At 35.2% G+C, this 18,058-nt stretch carries 20 protein-coding genes; 7 read left to right on the forward strand and 13 right to left on the reverse strand.

What is annotated here, in order from left to right; translation table 11 throughout:
- Nucleotides 1-63 precede the first annotated feature (63 nt).
- Nucleotides 64-3,006 carry a phage tail-like protein gene (locus tag M2306_RS08810; protein ID WP_259190655.1) on the reverse strand — a complete coding sequence of 981 codons (2,943 nt, stop codon included), beginning with the start codon at nt 3,004-3,006 and terminating at the stop codon, nt 64-66.
- A 465-nt stretch (nt 3,007-3,471) separates the two neighbouring features.
- On the opposite strand from M2306_RS08810, the gene M2306_RS08815 reads away from it, so the two are divergent.
- Nucleotides 3,472-3,945: an OsmC family protein gene (locus M2306_RS08815; protein ID WP_259190654.1), complete on the forward strand. Its 474-nt coding sequence runs from the start codon at nt 3,472-3,474 to the stop codon at nt 3,943-3,945.
- A 370-nt stretch (nt 3,946-4,315) separates the two neighbouring features.
- On the opposite strand, the gene M2306_RS08820 is transcribed toward M2306_RS08815, so the two are convergent.
- Nucleotides 4,316-6,010, reverse strand: a complete 1,695-nt coding sequence (locus tag M2306_RS08820) for an alpha/beta hydrolase-fold protein (protein ID WP_259190653.1) — start codon at nt 6,008-6,010, stop codon at nt 4,316-4,318.
- Between the two features lie 206 nt (nt 6,011-6,216).
- Here M2306_RS08820 and M2306_RS08825 point away from each other — a divergent pair, with 206 nt between their 5' ends.
- Nucleotides 6,217-6,564, forward strand: a complete 348-nt coding sequence (locus M2306_RS08825; RefSeq protein WP_259190652.1) for a hypothetical protein — start codon at nt 6,217-6,219, stop codon at nt 6,562-6,564.
- A gap of 167 nt (nt 6,565-6,731) precedes the next feature.
- Here the strand turns inward: M2306_RS08825 and M2306_RS08830 are convergent, their stop codons facing one another.
- The gene (locus M2306_RS08830) at nt 6,732-7,613 is read right to left on the reverse strand and encodes a hypothetical protein (RefSeq protein WP_259190651.1); all 882 of its coding nucleotides are present in this window, start codon (nt 7,611-7,613) and stop codon (nt 6,732-6,734) included.
- Nucleotides 7,614-8,048: 435 nt separating this feature from the next.
- Between M2306_RS08830 and M2306_RS08835 the strand changes: the two genes are divergently transcribed.
- The 5 genes from M2306_RS08835 to M2306_RS08855 all read left to right on the forward strand — a co-directional run bounded on the left by M2306_RS08835 (nt 8,049) and on the right by M2306_RS08855 (nt 11,182).
- Nucleotides 8,049-8,264: a hypothetical protein gene (locus tag M2306_RS08835; RefSeq protein WP_115089780.1), complete on the forward strand. Its 216-nt coding sequence runs from the start codon at nt 8,049-8,051 to the stop codon at nt 8,262-8,264.
- 407 nt (nt 8,265-8,671) lie between these two features.
- On the forward strand, nt 8,672-8,869 hold the full coding sequence (locus M2306_RS08840; protein WP_115089779.1) for a hypothetical protein: 198 nt from the start codon (nt 8,672-8,674) through the stop codon (nt 8,867-8,869).
- Nucleotides 8,870-9,085: 216 nt separating this feature from the next.
- Nucleotides 9,086-9,676, forward strand: coding sequence for a DUF5819 family protein (locus tag M2306_RS08845; RefSeq protein ID WP_236594040.1), 591 nt, complete (start codon nt 9,086-9,088; stop codon nt 9,674-9,676).
- Entirely contained in the window at nt 9,676-10,548 is an 873-nt protein-coding gene (locus M2306_RS08850) for an HTTM domain-containing protein (protein ID WP_259190650.1), read from the forward strand. Before M2306_RS08845 ends, M2306_RS08850 begins: the two co-directional genes overlap by 1 nt.
- Before the next feature lie 163 nt (nt 10,549-10,711).
- Nucleotides 10,712-11,182: a DUF7832 domain-containing protein gene (locus M2306_RS08855; protein ID WP_259190649.1), complete on the forward strand. Its 471-nt coding sequence runs from the start codon at nt 10,712-10,714 to the stop codon at nt 11,180-11,182.
- A gap of 64 nt (nt 11,183-11,246) precedes the next feature.
- Here M2306_RS08855 and M2306_RS08860 read toward each other — a convergent pair whose 3' ends face one another.
- The 10 genes from M2306_RS08860 to M2306_RS08905 form a co-directional block, all read right to left on the reverse strand.
- On the reverse strand, nt 11,247-11,450 hold the full coding sequence (locus M2306_RS08860; protein WP_498882821.1) for a YoaP domain-containing protein: 204 nt from the start codon (nt 11,448-11,450) through the stop codon (nt 11,247-11,249).
- Between the two features lie 85 nt (nt 11,451-11,535).
- Nucleotides 11,536-12,021: a GNAT family N-acetyltransferase gene (locus tag M2306_RS08865; RefSeq protein WP_498882822.1), complete on the reverse strand. Its 486-nt coding sequence runs from the start codon at nt 12,019-12,021 to the stop codon at nt 11,536-11,538.
- A gap of 148 nt (nt 12,022-12,169) precedes the next feature.
- The gene (locus M2306_RS08870; protein WP_115089774.1) at nt 12,170-12,760 is read right to left on the reverse strand and encodes a hypothetical protein; all 591 of its coding nucleotides are present in this window, start codon (nt 12,758-12,760) and stop codon (nt 12,170-12,172) included.
- Between the two features lie 313 nt (nt 12,761-13,073).
- Nucleotides 13,074-13,670 (reverse strand): YiiX/YebB-like N1pC/P60 family cysteine hydrolase, encoded by a 597-nt coding sequence (locus M2306_RS08875; RefSeq protein WP_259190647.1) that lies wholly within the window; start codon nt 13,668-13,670, stop codon nt 13,074-13,076.
- Nucleotides 13,640-13,978, reverse strand: a complete 339-nt coding sequence (locus tag M2306_RS08880) for a DUF4878 domain-containing protein (RefSeq protein ID WP_002991229.1) — start codon at nt 13,976-13,978, stop codon at nt 13,640-13,642. Before M2306_RS08880 ends, M2306_RS08875 begins: the two co-directional genes overlap by 31 nt.
- Nucleotides 13,979-14,168: 190 nt before the next feature.
- Nucleotides 14,169-15,128: a helix-turn-helix domain-containing protein gene (locus tag M2306_RS08885; RefSeq protein WP_259190646.1), complete on the reverse strand. Its 960-nt coding sequence runs from the start codon at nt 15,126-15,128 to the stop codon at nt 14,169-14,171.
- Between the two features lie 69 nt (nt 15,129-15,197).
- Nucleotides 15,198-15,701, reverse strand: coding sequence for a DUF2938 domain-containing protein (locus M2306_RS08890; RefSeq protein ID WP_259190645.1), 504 nt, complete (start codon nt 15,699-15,701; stop codon nt 15,198-15,200).
- Nucleotides 15,702-15,873: 172 nt separating this feature from the next.
- Nucleotides 15,874-16,449: a helix-turn-helix domain-containing protein gene (locus M2306_RS08895; protein ID WP_259190644.1), complete on the reverse strand. Its 576-nt coding sequence runs from the start codon at nt 16,447-16,449 to the stop codon at nt 15,874-15,876.
- Between the two features lie 46 nt (nt 16,450-16,495).
- Nucleotides 16,496-16,960 (reverse strand): hypothetical protein, encoded by a 465-nt coding sequence (locus tag M2306_RS08900; protein ID WP_259190643.1) that lies wholly within the window; start codon nt 16,958-16,960, stop codon nt 16,496-16,498.
- A gap of 4 nt (nt 16,961-16,964) precedes the next feature.
- On the reverse strand, nt 16,965-18,056 hold the full coding sequence (locus M2306_RS08905) for an efflux RND transporter periplasmic adaptor subunit (protein WP_259190642.1): 1,092 nt from the start codon (nt 18,054-18,056) through the stop codon (nt 16,965-16,967).
- Nucleotides 18,057-18,058 lie beyond the last annotated feature (2 nt).

An 18,058-nucleotide genomic window follows, 5' to 3' on the forward strand; every position in this document is an offset into this window, starting at 1 on the left:
CTATTTTATCTAAAGGCAAAAAACGAAAATCGTATAGCAATATTTCGCTTTTTCTTTAGTGGCTTATTTAATTACAAATACAATATTCATATAGGATGTTGCTTTTGCATTTCCAATGATATCGTAAGTTAATACGCCATTATCATCCAATCGTACATTAGCTAATACTGAAGTATCATAATAGGTAATGTAATAATCCATTTGATTTTTGTTATAAATCACAATATCAGGTGATGCTGCTCCAGGATTTTTAATTAATCCACCCGAATAAGGCATACTTCCTCCTGTTGCTCCATGCGAAATAAAATAAGTTGCATTAGCTACTCCAGCTGCTCCCCCAGTAAATTGATTCACATAATCTTGATATAAATCTCTTTTCAAACCAGTCGCTAAGGTTGATGTCGTAAAGACGACAGAGGGCATATAAAAGAAACGAGGCACAGCTTTATACTCCACTTTTCCATTTTCTCCTGTCGCAGTGGGAACCATTCCAGCCAAAGAAGCTTCGGCATTCATTTTAGAAGCATTCACTGCTTGGCTCCCTAATTTAGCTGTAGTAATACCTCCATCAGCAATGCGAATACTTGCAGGAGCCAATAATTTACCTATACCATCTGTTGAGGCGTAAAATTCCATTTCTTCTGACACGGTTAGGTCCCCTTTACCTACCAATGCTCGAACATCTAGATTTATAACCTCTCCTTCTTCATCTAAATAAGTCAATATTCCTGTTGTTGTATTCATACCCAAGGAGGTTACTGTTTCATGTGTTTGTACTACTTCTGCTAAATCATGTGTTTTTATATCGCCCTTTTCATCTGTATACGTTAAGCTTCCTGTTGTTGCATCTACGCCCAGAGTAGTGACCGTTTCATGTGTTTGTACTACTTCTGCTAAATCATGTGTTTTTATATCGCCCTTTTCATCTGTATACGTTAAGCTTCCTGTTGTTGCATCTACGCCCAGAGTAGTGACCGTTTCATGTGTTTGTACTACTTCTGCTAAATCATGCGTTTGTACATCGCCCTTTTCATCTGTATACGTTAAGCTTCCTGTTACTGCATCTACCCCCAGAGTAGTGACCGTTTCATGTGTTTGTACTACTTCTGCTAAATCATGCGTTTGTACATCGCCCTTTTCATCTGTATACGTTAAACTTCCTGTTGTTGCATCTACGCCCAGAGCAGTGACCGTTTCATGTGTTTGTACTACTTCTGCTAAATCATGTGTTTTTACACCGCCCTTTTCATCTGTATACGTTAAGCTTCCTGTTGTTGCATCTACGCCCAGAGCAGTGACCGTTTCATGTGTTTGTACTACTTCTGCTAAATCATGTGTTTTTACACCGCCCTTTTCATCTGTATACGTTAAGCTTCCTGTTGCTGTATCCACCCCCAGAGTAGTGACCGTTTCATGCGTTTGTACTACTTCTGCTAAATCATGCGTTTTTACATCGCCCTTTTCATCTGTATACGTTAAGCTTCCTCTTGTTATATCTATCCCCAGAGCAGTAACTGTTTCATGTGTTTGTACTACTTCTGCTAAATCATGCGTTTGTACATCGCCCTTTTCATCTGTATACATTAAGCTTCCTCTTGTTATATCTATCCCCAGAGCAGTAACTGTTTCATGTGTTTTAACTACGTATGCTAAATCATGCGTTTGTACATCGCCCTTTTCATCTGTATATGTTAAACTTCCTGTTGTTGCATCCACACCCAGAGCAGTGACTGTTTCATGCGTTTTAACTACGTATGCTAAATCAAAAGGGTTTGAATCTCCTTCTTCATCAATATAGGTTAATGTTCCTACGGGAATATTCAATTTAACAGCAGTAAGCGTTTCATGTGTTTTAACTACATTCGCTAAATCCAATCGTTTTGAATTTCTATTTTCATCGACATAAGTTAGTGTACCCACAGGAGTATTCAGATCTACAGTAGTAAGTGTTTCAAAATTTCGAACAACATCTGTCAAATTAATGTTATTCACTCTTCCCTCTTCATCTGTATAGGTTAATTTACCCGTTACTGCATCTACACCAAGAGATGTTACGGTTTCATGTATTTTGATCACTTCAGCCAAATTAAAGTTCTTTGATTGTCCATGCTCATCGGTATACATAAATGTACCAGTAGTAGCATTCATTCCCATTGAAGTTAATGTTTCATGTACTTTAACTACTGAAGCGAGATTAAATGTTCTAGATCGCCCTTCTTCATCTACTTGAGTCAGAATACCAGAAGTAATATTCAACCCCAAAGAAGTCAGAGTTTCATGCGCTCGAACTACATCAACTAAATTAAAGGATTTCAAATCCCCGTGTTCATCTATATAAGTTAAAGTCCCTGTAGCAGTATCAAGCGTTACTGACGTTAAGGTTTCATGAGTCTTCACCACATTTGCTAAATCAAAAACCTTTGAATTTCCTTGTTCATCAACGTAAGTTACATTTCCTGCTGTGACATCCATGCTCATCGACGTCAACGTTTCAAAGTTACGTACTACCTGACTTAAATCAACAGTCTGATGGCTTTCCTGTTCATTTGTATAAGTAACTACTCCAGTTAACGAATTATAATCAATTGTAGTGGGTGTATTAATCAATTCCAATGGAATACTAACCTTATTGTCATCACTATCCCTTAAAACTAATTGATTATCCACAATAGTAAACGAAACATTCGTGGTATTTTTATCTGGTTCAACTAGTTGATCTTCACTATTCACACGAACCCATTTCGTTTTATTCCAATAATAAAAACCGGGTACAATATCTCCTTGTGCTTCATTCGCATAAACTAATAAACTCTCGACGTTTCCATTGTGTATCGTTGTCGTATCATTTGTGTTTTTTAATGCAATATTGGGAATAAGCAATCCTTTATCGGCAGACATTAAGGTCAATTCTGCTGATTTATTTGGTATCGCAGTACCTATTCCTACTTGACTATAAGCTCCCCAAACTGCAATAAAAAAAGCCAGTGTAGTTAATATCTTTTTCATAATCTTTTATTTTTTATTAAAATTATCTAAACAATTGTTAATAAAATTAAATATTACTTGATTTTAACTAAAAAATACAATAAACCCACACATTGCAATATTTTAAATAAAGAAATAGTCCTAAAATGAGAATTAATTACAAACTGAAGGAACTTTTATTCAATCAATCTGAATTTTATCTTGAAATCATCCAACTTCAATTTTAAATTCTTTACAATTCTTGACTTACCTCAACGAATCACCTCATCTTATTTCCCTTTACGTTAAAAAACGAATTTTAAATAAAACTTATTTCAATACCTTTACTATACTCAAAAGCATCAATTAAAACGATAAGTAATTTCTCTAGGATGATTAAAAACCGTTACTTCTATTGATTGTTAATTTTGAACTTAGGCAGCCCTTGGTAGCACAACATCTAACACCAAGTTCCTCCATTAAATTAACTACGAAACACTAAACCCTATGAAAGAGCATCACTACCAATCACAAATCGAGTGGACTGGAAATCAAGGTACAGGTACCAATCACTATGCGAAATACGAACGCAGTCACACAATTCAAGTTGAAGGTAAGCCTTTACTCGCTGGTTCTTCTGACCCAGCTTTTCGCGGAGATCCAACAAAACACAATCCCGAAGATTTGTTTATCTCTACTCTCTCCTCCTGCCATATGTTGTGGTATCTACACTTTTGTTCTGTACATCAAGTTATTGTGGAAGCCTATACAGACACAGTTACTGGAATTATGATCGAAGAAACAGATGGAAAAGGTCGATTCACTGAAGTAACCTTACATCCCGTAGTCACGGTTCAACAGCAAGATATGGTTGAACTAGCTCTGTCCTTACATCAAAAAGCAAGTGAATTTTGTTTTATTGCCAATTCGGTTAATTTTCCTGTGCAACATGTACCGACAATCAAGGTGCGTGAAAGCTAGCCTAAAAATAAATCCAAGACAATACAGCAAGGAAAGATTTACAACCACAATATAAAAACGAACTAAATCTAAAGAAGAGAATTCAAATTCATCAATATAGTACCGAAAAAGAAAGAGGGTGACCTTTTAGGACACCCCCTTTTCGTTAATTATATATGAGATTAAATAGGGTTATCTTTTCTTTTATAAAGCCAAAATAGCCCAAATAAAAGCAATACACCCATTAGCCCTAAGCTGAATACAGTAATTCTACTCCCTGTTTCAATTACTTAGGTTCAAATTCAATAGTAATTCTCCTTTAAAAAGGAACAAACTATTTCAAAAGCAAAAAAACATTCACTTCCTTTTCTTATAAAATACTGTGTACTTTTTATTCTTTAGCCGCTAAATCAAGCGTGATTCTATTCACCCACAACTGTTGTCGATCGTTATCTTTTTCAAAATGCTGTAGCATGAACAGTGTATCATACCTTACTTTTTTATTGAAATAAAGTTGACCATTGACATACACCTTGATGCGTTTCTTCATGTTGACCATCTCAGGAGAAATGGCAATTGCCAAAGACTGAATACGAGATGTTGTCAGATGAAAGACATTGTCTTTATACTGTGCAACCACTTTACCTGATGCACGTGGAAAATCAAACGCGTCTTCATCGACAACAACTTCTTCCATTGTGTCATCATCGTCATCACTGGCGTATTCCAACCATTTTGTAATTTTAAAATTCAAGGTAGATTGCCAATCCACTTTGGAGGCTAGAGTATCTAATTTGATTTCTTGTAACCAATCTACACTGCCATTAGCTTCATCGTCAAATTCCCAAGTCAAAGAAGAAGGAAAAGGTTCTCTTTTTCGCTGCATTAAATCGGCAAACAGCAGTTGATACGCAGGTTCTGATTCATCAAATTCAGGAAACCAATGGGGAAATCCCTTATAGCGATATTCCTTATAATCTGCTCCCATGCCTTGCATCAAAGCGGTCAAATCGTCATTGGCATTTGGGGGATAGTAGTAATCCTGATCCGTTGAGAAACTGATGAAATTTCTATTTTTTATATTCGCTACAAACGTACCTCCTGTATATACTTTAGGATGTGTATTAAACCCATAAAATCCAGCAAAAGGTGTTGCCTGCTTCATTAAATAAGAGAAAACTCCTGTGGCTCCGTTGGAATGCCCTGCCAGGAATACCTTATCGTCATCAACATGAATTGTTTCTTTGATGTTCTTCAATATACTTGGAATCATAAAGAAACCCGCATCAGAAGTCATCCAATTAAACTGTTTATTGGCGCGAGGAAATACGAGAATCACCTCGTGTTCATCAGCATATTTAGTGTAAAAGCGATTCCAACCTCCCAAGGTCATCTCTGCTGTTTGAAATTCAAGCAACGAACTATATCGAACTCCTCCGTGTAAAAAGAACAGCAACGGATAAGATTTCGCTGGGTTATAGTTTTGGGGTAAGTGAATATAATAGGACGTCTTGGTTGTGTCGTTTATCTGAAAACCAATTGAATAATCACGTTGGTCTTTAGGTAAATAAGGGGTATCATACTTTAGCATCTCGTATAGTTTTTTACCATCCGTTATGCCGTTAAAATCTTGCTTTTTCGTTTGAAAAAATGCTTTTTCTTCTTTTTGAAGGATGAGATTGAGTTGTTTTTTTCGCTTTGTTGCTTCCGCTACAAGTACCTTCCAACGTGGGTCTGTTAGGAGGTTTTTACATTCTTCAATCGCATCTTCATGAACAATATTCATCCATCCAGGAAAGCCATTGCCGTCTTTTTTTTCTCCAAGGAGCTGATTTAAGTAAGTAAATGCAAGGTCATTTTCTTGTAGGGTTGAAGCTAAAACAGCTCCTTCATATAAATCATCTACAGCAATACGATCGGGAAATTGTGTAAACGCTTTTTGATACAACAACAAGGCCTCTTTGCGGCTTGTTTCCTCTTCTTTTTCTACTAAATCTTCTGCTTGCTTAATCCATTTTGTATAGCTTTCTTGCGCCATAACAACAGTACTGCAACAAAAGAAGAGCCAAATAAAATAAGTTTTCATTTTTTGGATTGTTTACGGCTAAGATACTTAACTTCTACGAATTAGTACAGATCTCCATTTCTTTTCTACACTAGCATAGTGACCAACAGCTAATGCAATCCTGATCAGAAGTTTCTTTGGATAATCCTTTGGATAAATTGTGTTTTAATGATATCTTTCCTACTGGATTTTTCTTATTCCTTTCAACAACACCGCTTTTATATACGATGAATGCACTTTTAAAATTTGACCGAGAAGAGAAACAACTACGAGAACAATTAGCTAAACTACCTCGTACAAAATGGAATGCACTATTTCCCATCCCATTTCTTGTGCTTTGTGCTTTCCTAATACCTGGAATTCCTTCAAAAGGAGATCGCCATTCTATGGCTGAAACGATGGGCTACTGGGAAACCTTTACTGCTATGGCCATTGTGTTTAGTCTAGCACTTCCTTTTATGATCTATTCTCACATTCAAAAAGTCAATGAAGAGATACACGATATAGAACGAAAACTGGTGCGATTAAAATACAAGCGAAAAGAATGGGAAGCCGCTCAATCTTCTACCTTATAACCAAAACTATCAGACATCTATCTATTTGACAGGTGCAGAAATCTTTGAATTAGATGAGAAAGACATCAAAATTCAAAATAAAGCTTTATTCGTTGTCTTTTTTAAGAAGCCTAAAAGAGCGGAGAGAAAAACGCTAAACCGAAGGAGGTATCTTGTAAAACAGCGTGTTATTTTTTCAATTTAGCAAAAAAAACAAGTGCAAAACAAAGCGCAAATGCAAGTCCCAACGAAACAAAAAACCAAAGCAATTGATGATTTTGAATACGCGAATCAAAGTGTTCAACATGCGGTTTAAAAACAAGTACTTCATCAACATTCGTATGCCCCGCATTAGCTAAAGCTGCTGCGTATTTCCCTCTGTCCTTTGCTTTGTCTAACCCTTCCAGAAAAGTAAAACTTCGAAAGTTTGTTCCCTTGAATTCATGTTGAACTTCTCGTATAAACCGTTGATAAATCATATTCAATTGCAGGTCATTCTTAGGATTTCCCGTATTTCTTTGATAAGACACACCCAACCAATACGTATGATCCGTGGTTGGTTGATCCGAATAGCGCTTAACTATTGGAAATACAGCGTATGCCCGAAAATATAAATCATAACTTGACTTTCCAGATGCTTTTATCTCGGTATACCATCCTACCTTTTTGGTATCAAGATGATAGCGATTAACAGTATAATACTTGGATTTTGGCTCCTTATCTACTTGGGTAATATCTTCTAACGTTGTCAATTTCCCTAGGGCCTTATCGAGATAATTTTGAGCAATCATCGTTGGTGCAATCATCGCAATACTAAAAAGAGCACAGTAAAAGTCCAACATTTTATCCTGTTTAAACTGCAACTGTTTCAATCTTGGACGCAAGATAAAAAAAACCACAACTGGGGGTACGGCTAGAGGCAGAAAAAACAAATACACATCTTCTCGTACAGGAAGATTTCCCACTATAAACAACAACCAATGCAGAAAAGAAAGCCCAACAATAACGAGTATAGTAAGCTTTACCATGGGCCAGAAAATCAAGCGTATCTTTTTTGTTAATTCATTCATTGTATCGCGTCTAGCAAAAATTCATACTATACCGTATACGAAACTAAGTGGATTAAGTGACTTATCACAATAAATCAAGCTTCATTTTCAAACTGTAGCTCAATTCCCTTTACACAAAACAATATTATATTCAAACAACAATCAATTATTGTAATAATTATTCAAATAAATAGGAATTTTTAATCAAAATCCTATTGTTTGTGATTATTTTTTGTACTACTTTTAAAAAACAAAATCAGATAAATCGATTCGTGATTTATTCGATGTACAGCATCATTTCATTCTTAAATGATGATCAATACCCAATATCATACCGTTTGCAAAACCTCGCTTTTCTAGTTGAAAAGAGAGGGATAAGCAAGCACCTACATCTACAGGCTTTCATAAACAAAAGCAATACAAGTATTATTTATTAACTTTTTAATTTTTTAAACCATGAAAAAATCAATTTTTCTTGGAGTAGCATTTACATTTGTTACTCTTATCGGATTAAGTAGTGCTAATTCTATTGGCACAGGTACTAAAGCAACATTAGTTGGAGAAAAAAGCAATGCTATTACTAGCGAAAGTCGAAATGCGAACTCTTCTACTTCCAATGCTTCGACAAACAATAGCGCAAGCACTTTTGATGCCTTTATCCCTAGAAGATAAAGGAAAAAGGGTAAGGTCTAAGACTAGACCTTACTTCTTTTTCAAATTGCCTCAACGAACAAAACGTTGATGCAATCATCGCAATACTAAATAAAGCACAATAAAAGTCTAGCATTTTATCCTATTTAAACTGCAATTGTTTCAATCTTGGACGCAAGGTAAAAACATTGCGATTGGGGGTACAACTAGAGGCAGAAAAAACAAAATCAGATAAATCAACTCGTGATTTATTCGATATACAGCATCATTTCATTCTCGAATGATGGTTAATACCCAACATCATACCGTTTGTAAAACGCCATTTTTTTAGTTAAAAAGAGACGTATAAGCAAGCACCTACATCCAAAAGGCTTTCATAAACAAAAGCAATACAAGTATTATTTATTAACATTTTAATTTTTTAAACCATGAAAAAATCAATTTTTCTTGGAGTAGCATTCACATTTGTTACTCTTATCGGATTAAGCAGTGCTAATTCTATTGGTACAGGTACTAAAACAACATTAGTTGGAGAAAAAAGCAATGCTATTAGTAGCGAGAGCCGAAATTCGACCTCTTCAAACAATAGTGCAAGTACTTTTAATCCATTTATCCCTAAAAGATAAAGGTAAAGGGTAAGGTCTATGATTAGACCTTACTTCTTTTTTGAATTGTTTCAACAAACAAATCGTTAGTGGAATCACAGAAACAAAAAAAAAGATGACGCTAATGGATGTATCAAATGCATACTCTTCTTTTTTAAGCTATGCTATGTTTCTTATCTAGGACAGCGTATTAATCACCTCCCTATTGCTATATATATTCATTTTTTATTTGTCACTATGAAAAAATTATATCATTACTTCGTATACCTAGTACTATTTTTTTACTGCTCTTTTATTCTCCTAATTCAGGTTTATGATCAAGGCTATTTTAAATCTGAAACCATCCAACAGATTAAAGAAAACTATGCACTCCCTTTTTTTGAACAAAATTGGAGCATGTTCTCCCCCAACCCTCCGATGGGCAATCATTATTTTTTAGTCCAATTCAGCACGGTAACACAGAAAAGTGATTTGATCGATATCCAACAGCTCATCAGAGCAAGAAGTTATAGCTCTTTTTTTTCTATCGATCAACGACTAAAAAAATATTTTTCAGGGTGTTTCAATGATATAGTGAAACTACAGCGTAACAACATTAAGATTCAAGATAACCCCCATATTAGTCAAGGGTTAGAATCTATTGTTAACTATTCCAAATTTGTTTTTCAAAATCAAACTGATTTTCAATCCTTGATTCAGCCCCAAGACTCTGTTTTTATCAAACTATTTCTCGTGGATGAACAACTCAATACGGATATACATCTCCCCAAAACGTATACGACTATTTATACAGAATTAGACAAACTCTTTTTAATACAACAGCACTAATGGAACATCGAACTACTGGTATTATACTACTTCGCATCTTAATAGGATTAAGCCTTATGAAGGATTTTATTACCTATTATACCCATCGAAATTTTATTTTCGATAACAACGGCATTGTATCGTACGAAACCTATCAAGATATTGTACAGTACTATAACTTACAACTTTTAAACATTGATTTCAACCAACCTAGTCATGTGTTCATTTTTTGTCTTGTAGGCTTTCTATGCAGCTTGACTTTTACCTTAGGCTTGTTTCCTCGAATTTCGGCTATATTGCTCTTTTTCTTGCTTTTTATATTCAAATTCAGAAATATTTACCTCCTTGATGGTGGGGATAATATCATTACTGCCCTACTTCCTTTTTTCTTTTTTATTTCTTCTAAGAGCTTGTGTAAACCCTATATTAAAATTGTAGAAAAAATAGGGATTGAATCGAATTACTATCTCAAGAAACTCACTGCTGTAGCAATTTTTGGCATAATGATTCAAATCTGTATTGTTTATTTCTTTGCTGGTTTACATAAACTACAAGGAGAAGTTTGGCTTGATGGTACTGCCCTTTACTACATTTTAAACACGAGTGATTTCTCTGCGTATGCCGTGAATGACTACATCACCCAATTTCCCATGCTCGTTTATGCATTAACCTGGTCTACGATTGTTTTTCAATTGTTATTTCCCATTTTCGTCTGGTTTAATTCTACACGAAAAATCGTTTTGCTTATAGGTATTCTCTTACACTTGGGAATCTTAGTATTCATGCGAATTGATAATTTCTCTTTTATCATGTTAGCTTGTTATGCTGTTTTTTTTACAGATCAAGAATACGATGCATTACAGTTAAAAACCAATCTATACCTAAAAATATAAACCCTCACCTCCGAAATATCACCTTTTTTTTCGTGAATGCAGCCTTGGTTTGATGCTGTTCGTTCTTTTATTCCCGTTTTATTATGTGCATATAAAAACCATATTTTCAGTTTCTATTTGAGTCTTTTTACTGTACTTTTACACTTACAATTGAAACTACATCATGGCAAAATATGACGATGCCGCTTGGCATTATAATGGAGATTTTCCAAAGGATTTAGCGAAAGAAAACGGTGCAACGCATATTGGTATGCTTTTAACCTGGTGTATTGAAATGGAACTAGTAGCTGAAGAACAAGTAGAAAATAATATCACGCAAATAACCCAAGTAAAAAATCGAACACAAACGGGTGTTGATTTTTTATTTGATTGCTGCGATGGTAAATTTACAACGGCTGACTTGAATGAGGTAGGTAATGGTTTTATTCAGGATTATTATGATGATGAAACGCTATTCGCACAAGCCTACAGTGACTATCTCTCTGATTATGCAGAGGTCTTCAATATCAAAGTAATAGATAATTATTTGGACCATGATAGCTTATACCGCCTTGAAAATTCTTGGGTCAATTATGAGGTATTAAAACCCATCCTCAATCAGCGTTTTAGGGCTTGGCAAAGTTTCAAATCTTAAGAGGGTTGATTTTTTTTGCGATTTAGTTGTGCATATTTTTGACGATATCCAAACCGTCATTTCTCTATTTTAGGCGTTTTTCTAAGCATAGATCAAATCGACTATCTAAGCATACACTGATATCCGTCGTCAAAAATTCCCCTTGATAAAATAAGCTAAAAATAGTCGCAGGACTTGGTGCTTGTTGGGCTTGTTCACTGGATTCCAATTTGACAATAGTCAGGGATAAATTGCGCTTTTTTGCGGTTGTCACTAACGCATGTTCCACATGCAAAGCTGAAAATGGACAACGATTCGAATAGTATACTGTAAGGTCTGTTTTTTCTTTACATCGCCCCGTCTTTACACTGTCATTAAATTTTGGGGTTTACCGCATCTTCATCTAATTTTAAAACCAATAAACTAAAGCCTGAACTTGTTTGTTCTAGGGTTGTAAACCCTTGTTTCAACAACCATTTGGTATCACTCATAAAGTGAAACTTTTTGGTTCCCACTACTGTTACCAATCCCTTATAGTTGTTTTGCTTGGCATCATCAATCGCCAGTTGGAGGAGCTGCTTGGCATATCCTTTTCCTTTATATTGTCCAGAAACCCAAAAACAATTGATCAACAAATAATCCGGCGCTAACACAGGTACCCAACCTGTTGCTGCAGGTCCATATTCAATAAACACTTTAGCTCTCGCATCTAATCGTCGAAAGACATAGCCATGCTCCATTTCTCTTTTCAACCAATCTTTCTTTAATTGGTATCCTTCCTGCGATTTCTTATCTGCTATAGCACAACAAATATGCTCTTGTTCGATGTTTTGCTGATCTAGTTTGATGAAGTTCTCCATTGCATTTAAATCGGATGATAAACAAATTTACCTATACCTAAAAATACGCCAAATAAACGAACCCAAAGAAGAATGAGCCTTTTAATTTCTATACCTACAACGCATAAAAAAGGCTTAGTAAAATTCACTAAGCCTCTCTTTTCTATTTTTATAAATTCTTTGCAATTTTTTTTGCAAATTCTTTTCCTGTTTTTGCAAATCCTTCTCCAACTCGAGTTTCATTGTTAAAGTTTGAACCAAATTGATTTCCAGGCATATCTACAAATTTATGATAGGCTAACACCACAGTTGGATTCTCTCTACTTACTAATTTCAATGTTGAAGTAACTTTAGCTCCTTGTCTCATAATTCCAGCATCCCATCCTGGGTAAATCCACAGTACATCAACCAATAAGAGGTATTTTGAGTTCGGTGCATTTTTGGTAAATTTTATTTTTCTATCGGTATACTTGTTCGCTAACAATAAAAATTTAGGGTCCCAAATTTCTTCTTTACTGCGCTCCCAGCTCTTCACCCAAAATTCTCCTGATCCTTCATCTTTCTTTTCTAAGTTTTTGATGTGATTTTGTACATATTCTTCTTCCGTAAAGTTTTCCTTCATCATACGAAGATTGTCATAGGTAAAAACAACCTCAACTTCTTTTTCCCCCTGTAAGAGCTTAAAATCTTTGATCGTTTGTGCAAACGATTGTACTGTTCCTAAAACAACAAACAATACAATATAAAATGCTTTTTTCATTATGTAGTAAAATTTGCTGCAAAAGTACTATTAAGAACATATTAACCAAATTTTATATTGCTTTATATTTAAATCATACAAAATAGACACAGCACTCTCGTGCTGTGCCTACAACTTAACGTAAAAAAACAAACGTTTTTATTGTTATATAAAATAATAAACAAACGTTTCAACAAAAAATTTACTAATTCTTACTTGGCTTTTATACCTTCAAAAATACACGTTATATCTCTTTTTATTCTCACACTTTTTGCTTGTTAAACCCTACATATCACAGCAAAAAAAAGAGTATCCTTGTGGGATACTCTCTTTCTTATTCTATTTCTTTAAAAACGTCTTTGGAATAAATATCATCTAATCCGTAGAAAAGACGCCCTTTTAAACTTGCTGTTGGTTTGATGTATACTGAATCTAATCCGTAATTAATCGATTTTGCCACTAATTCGGTACAATACAGCTTATCATCATCTTCTGCATTAAAATTTAAGTCAAATTTTACTTGTAACTGAACGAATTCTTTCGCTTTATTCAACATTGCGTTTCGAGCTATTGAATCCATTTGATTTTCAAAAAAGGTATAGGTTTTAGCATTTTTGATAAAGCTCCCCACCTGTTCCCTTAAGGCAAACCCCTCTCCTGTAAATTCATCGGCTTCAATATGATAAACAAAAATAGAATCTTGCTCTTTACTGATAATACCGATATGTGAATATTTCTTATCCCGAGATCCCATATGTCTAAAAAGATCAGAGAAATACCCTGTTCCTTGTCGAACAATCAAGTCTCCATTTTTTAAAGGAACTAAAATTTCAGATTCCTCTGTTTTAGAAGCTTGGGTACAAGAGACGAAAAGTAAAAAAAGACTAAGTAAGCATCGGTTTATTTTTGAGGTTCCATATTGACCAACCATTTTCCATCCATTTTCACTAAGGTAACTTCTGATTCTTTTCCTTTTTGATTTTTCACTGTTACCCATGCTTTACTATCCACAATAGAATCTTTTACAAACTCTATTTTTGTCTCAGGCTCAACTGGTAATCCACCAAAAGATACTGCCATTTCTAATAATTTTCCTGTAGGTTCTGTTGCGTATTTTTTCGCTTCATCTATTTTTCCCTTAGCTACATTCTCTGTAAACTTAATCGCTACATCTTTGGGCCCTTGAGAACAAGAAGCCAATAAAAGTCCTAAAGACAATACCATTGCAATTTTTTTCATCTTTTAAAATATTTAAAATACAAGACAAAATTAACATTAATTATTTAAAATTTTATACAAAATCAAACAATTATTATCCAATCACTGTATTTACAAAAATCAATATTTCATTTTATTAAGCAATAGTCCTTTTTAGATAAAAAAAGAGAGAAAATGCGCTGCGTTCTCTATATATATATCTTCAAGCTTCTTAATGTTGCTTGTGTGTTTTTCTATACTGAATAGGTGTAACACCTACTTGTTTTTTAAAGAATCGTCCGAGGTAGGATTCTTCTGTAAAATTGAGATCCCCTGCAATAATAGCCACCGTATCATTGGTTTGTATTAACCTAGATTTGATTTCATCAATTAATTGCTTTTGGATGAAGTAACTCGCAGGAAAACCAGTTATCTCTTTGACTACATCATTGAGATAATGGGGATGCACATGTAACAAGGCAGCATATTCATTGACTTGTTTGAGTACTATAATTTTCTGATTCACTAAAAGTTGAAAACGAGCAACCAGTTGTTCTTTACGTGATAAGACAAAAGGTGTTTCTACTTTTTTATGGTTGTAAATACGTTCTGCTTCCAATAAAATAATATTCAAAAACATACGTACAAGCAAGTCGTCATTGAAGGTTTGCTTTTGGCATTTCTCATTGTTTAACTTCCAAAACAAATGTTCCATCATCGACACTTCTCGCTCTCCCAAATTCACAAATGGCTGCTGACCGAATTGAAAAAACGGAAAACTATTTAACTTGATTTGGTGTTTTAGACAAAGTAAGAAATAATCTGAATCAAAAAGACACATAAATCCTTGCACGTCATCACTCCATTGTTGGATATGATGCAGTTGATTTTCACCAATAAAATACATATCCCCAGCGGTAAAAGTATGTTTGGTATACCCAATAATCTCCTCCACTTCTCCTGCTGTAATAAGCACCATGGTATAGAACTGTTTTCTCGTTTGTCTACCTGCAATAAAAGTGGGCAATTGGGATAAGTTTTCTAACGTAAAAATCTCCAAAAACCCGATGCCACTTTGATATTCAATCGTACAGCATTCTTCACACACAATATTGCCTTCTTGATCAGCAAAATACAGTGCTTTAAATTCTTCTAGCGTATGAATTTCTTTGATATTATCTTCGCTTTTCATCCTTCCCTTTATTTATATTAAAGATAGCAACAACTTTTGATACTAACGATACGGCGGTTCTTTTTCTGATTAACTAAATAGTATTGCATGCAGCACAAGCCCCCCTAAGTAAAGTCCGACACCATAAATAGTATGTGCCATTAAACTTCTGAGTCGTGCTGTTTGTGGTTGTGGAGTTTTAGAAGCCGCAATACCAAAACCAAAGGCTGGTTGCATCATAAAGAATGGCGCTACAGTAGTTAGAATTCCAATTAATAGAGGAGGAATCACCGTTGGGTGACCAACCCACGCTACACCCAAAATAAGCAATAAAACAAAGGCAAAAGTAATTCCTATGAAGTAATGAGCGGCCCATCCGATTGCTCTTTCTCCTGCAATAGGCGTCGCCTGCATGATGTTTGAATGGCTAAATACCCCGTGTTTAAAATGGCCAATCCATCTCCCTAAAAATGCATAGTTAAGGGACGGAATGTTAAATACCTTCTTCAATACAAGGGCATATAAATCCATAAAAATAGTTGCACTTACTCCGATAACTATCGAATATCCTATAAGTTGTAGTATCGTATTCATCATAATCTGTTTTTTTATTCTATACAAAAGTAGGACTTTCCCCCTGTGTAGTATAGATCCTATTTGGAGTAAAAACAGGACAAATCACAGATAAAAAAAGAGGACTGTCCAAGGTCCTCTTTTCGTCAACAAACTAGCAAACGATACAAAGTATTCGCATAGCATTCAGTAATTAAGTAATAATATGATCTAAAAACTTTCGTTCAAACCTTTGATTCTTCCGATAAAGGGAAGGCGGAATCCCGACTGTTTTTTTAAATTGTTTGCTCATGTGACTGACGTCTTTATAATGTAATTGTTGTGCAATTTCTTCTAGTGATAACTCACAATATGAAATCAGTTCTTTTACCTTTTCAATGCGTTGTAGGATGTAATACTTCTCGATGGTTAAGGTAGTATGTGCTACAAATAATCGGGCAATTCTCGCATAACTCATGGAAGAAGTAGAGGCCAAATAATCGGATAAATTCAAATGAGATAAATGTTTCTGTTGAACATAAGCGATAATCTTGGTTTTCACCTGTTCTACCACAATCTGTTTCGCATCATCCAAAACTTCAAATCCCACTTGAGACAATCGTTCTTTGATTTGATGATGTAGCAATTGTGTTAGGGGTTTTTCCAACTCCACTTCGCCTAAACGCATAACTTTCCCTTTCACCTCTAACTTCAACAACTCTTGTTGTACCAAGGTAATACACCTCGGACAAACCATGTTTTTTACATATAAAATTAAATCACGCTTCATACTTTAAAAATATAGGGAAGTAGGAACTACTTCCCTATGGAACAAATTAATTAACCTGTGCCTCTGCTACAAATTGTTGGTAATTTGCTTCATTTTTAAAATAAGCAACTTCACCGTTGTCTCCTATCATGACAATGTAAGCTTCGGCTTTATCTACTGTTTCTAAGGTGAAAGGGTCTTTGGCATAACGCACACTTTCATCCTCTGGAATTCTAGATTGACACATCGCACAACAGCCGTAATATATTTTGCCGTCATGCTCTACTTCTAATTGTTTTTTCCCCATAAAAGCATCGTTCACCATACAAACTAACTCCTTGGGAACCACATCTCCTTTTTTGTATTTCTCAGAAGACGCAACAGGCTCTCCCATGCTGTGATTCATTTCTTCTTTCACCTGTTCTAAAGCGGCTTCTGCTTGTTGGTTATCTCCTTGTTTTTTTTCTCCACACGCAATAGCTACTATACTTACGGCTAATACTACTGCGATTTTAATTCCTTGTCTTTTCATTTTCTTATTTAATTTTTTGTTCATGCATAATTTCTTCTGTTGCCATCTTCAGGATTTGTGTTCCTTCGGTTAATTCACCAAAAACCTCAACCATCATTGGCATTACTCTTCCTTTGGCTACTTTACTATGATACGCAACTCCATCTTTTACTTCAATAACATATACCCCTAAATTGCTCTCTACTAAAGCCGATTTAGGCACAAAGAAACTCGGTTCTTCTCTTTTTAATTGTAGGGTTACATCTGCAATCATATTGGGTTTCAACAGCTGTTCTTTGTTGTTGATATCTGCTTGAATTTGCTCTGCACGCAGTTTCAAATCTAAACTTCCCGCTTTTCGAGTTATCACACCTGTAAATTCCTTTTGAGGCAAGGTTCTCACTTTAAACTTGACTGTATCCCCTTCTTTGATATAAGGTGTATTGGCCTCTGCAATAGATAAGTTTAAGCGCAGCGTATGAATATCTTCTACAATAAGCAAGGGTATTTTACTCATTGGCCCCACATAAGCGCCTTTATCGACCTGTCTATCTGTAATAACTCCATCAAAAGGTGCTCGAATAACCAAATACTGATCAATATTTTGCATCTCTTCATAGGCCGATTTTGTAGCAGCCAACTGGGCTTTATCTGCTAGCATTTTGGCTGTAATCTGCTCTAAGTAATCCGGAGCAATTGCACCTGGTGTTTCATTCGCTTTTAGGGTGCGATCGTACGTGGCCTTAGTCGAAATATACATTGCTTCTTGAGCTTTCCACTTCGCTTGAGCATTGGATACTTGAGCCTGAATTTCAGGTGCTTCTAACACCATTAATACTTGGCCCTTTTTTACGTGATCTCCAATATCTACTCGCAAATCTGTCACATAACTATTTACTTTTGCAAATAGTTCCGTGCGTTGATCGGCTCTCAATTCACCGGGTAACTGTAAAGGAACTACAGGATTACTCTTTTCAATAGCCACCGTTTCTTTGTTATTCATCCCAGGCATTATCATACCTGTTTCGCCTTTTTTCTCTTCCGTTTCTGGCGTTTTCTTATCTGCACAAGCAGTTAATACTACTAAACTAACTAGGGTTATATATATTCTTTTCATGA

This window comes from Myroides gitamensis (assembly GCF_029894455.1).
GTDB lineage: Bacteria > Bacteroidota > Bacteroidia > Flavobacteriales > Flavobacteriaceae > Flavobacterium > Flavobacterium odoratum.

Coding starts and splice junctions, on each gene's coding strand:
- M2306_RS08875 (WP_259190647.1), bottom strand. CDS start 13,670: ATGGTTGGTCAATATGGAACCTCAAAAATAAACCGATGCTTACTTAGT.
- M2306_RS08890 (WP_259190645.1), bottom strand. CDS start 15,701: ATGAATACGATACTACAACTTATAGGATATTCGATAGTTATCGGAGTA.
- M2306_RS08840 (WP_115089779.1), top strand. CDS start 8,672: ATGAAAAAATCAATTTTTCTTGGAGTAGCATTCACATTTGTTACTCTT.
- M2306_RS08820 (WP_259190653.1), bottom strand. CDS start 6,010: ATGAAAACTTATTTTATTTGGCTCTTCTTTTGTTGCAGTACTGTTGTT.
- M2306_RS08830 (WP_259190651.1), bottom strand. CDS start 7,613: ATGAATGAATTAACAAAAAAGATACGCTTGATTTTCTGGCCCATGGTA.
- M2306_RS08865 (WP_498882822.1), bottom strand. CDS start 12,021: ATGGAGAACTTCATCAAACTAGATCAGCAAAACATCGAACAAGAGCAT.
- M2306_RS08880 (WP_002991229.1), bottom strand. CDS start 13,978: ATGAAAAAAATTGCAATGGTATTGTCTTTAGGACTTTTATTGGCTTCT.
- M2306_RS08895 (WP_259190644.1), bottom strand. CDS start 16,449: ATGAAGCGTGATTTAATTTTATATGTAAAAAACATGGTTTGTCCGAGG.
- M2306_RS08825 (WP_259190652.1), top strand. CDS start 6,217: ATGAATGCACTTTTAAAATTTGACCGAGAAGAGAAACAACTACGAGAA.
- M2306_RS08810 (WP_259190655.1), bottom strand. CDS start 3,006: ATGAAAAAGATATTAACTACACTGGCTTTTTTTATTGCAGTTTGGGGA.
- M2306_RS08905 (WP_259190642.1), bottom strand. CDS start 18,056: ATGAAAAGAATATATATAACCCTAGTTAGTTTAGTAGTATTAACTGCT.
- M2306_RS08900 (WP_259190643.1), bottom strand. CDS start 16,960: ATGAAAAGACAAGGAATTAAAATCGCAGTAGTATTAGCCGTAAGTATA.
- M2306_RS08885 (WP_259190646.1), bottom strand. CDS start 15,128: ATGAAAAGCGAAGATAATATCAAAGAAATTCATACGCTAGAAGAATTT.
- M2306_RS08835 (WP_115089780.1), top strand. CDS start 8,049: ATGAAAAAATCAATTTTTCTTGGAGTAGCATTTACATTTGTTACTCTT.
- M2306_RS08845 (WP_236594040.1), top strand. CDS start 9,086: ATGAAAAAATTATATCATTACTTCGTATACCTAGTACTATTTTTTTAC.
- M2306_RS08850 (WP_259190650.1), top strand. CDS start 9,676: ATGGAACATCGAACTACTGGTATTATACTACTTCGCATCTTAATAGGA.
- M2306_RS08815 (WP_259190654.1), top strand. CDS start 3,472: ATGAAAGAGCATCACTACCAATCACAAATCGAGTGGACTGGAAATCAA.
- M2306_RS08855 (WP_259190649.1), top strand. CDS start 10,712: ATGGCAAAATATGACGATGCCGCTTGGCATTATAATGGAGATTTTCCA.
- M2306_RS08870 (WP_115089774.1), bottom strand. CDS start 12,760: ATGAAAAAAGCATTTTATATTGTATTGTTTGTTGTTTTAGGAACAGTA.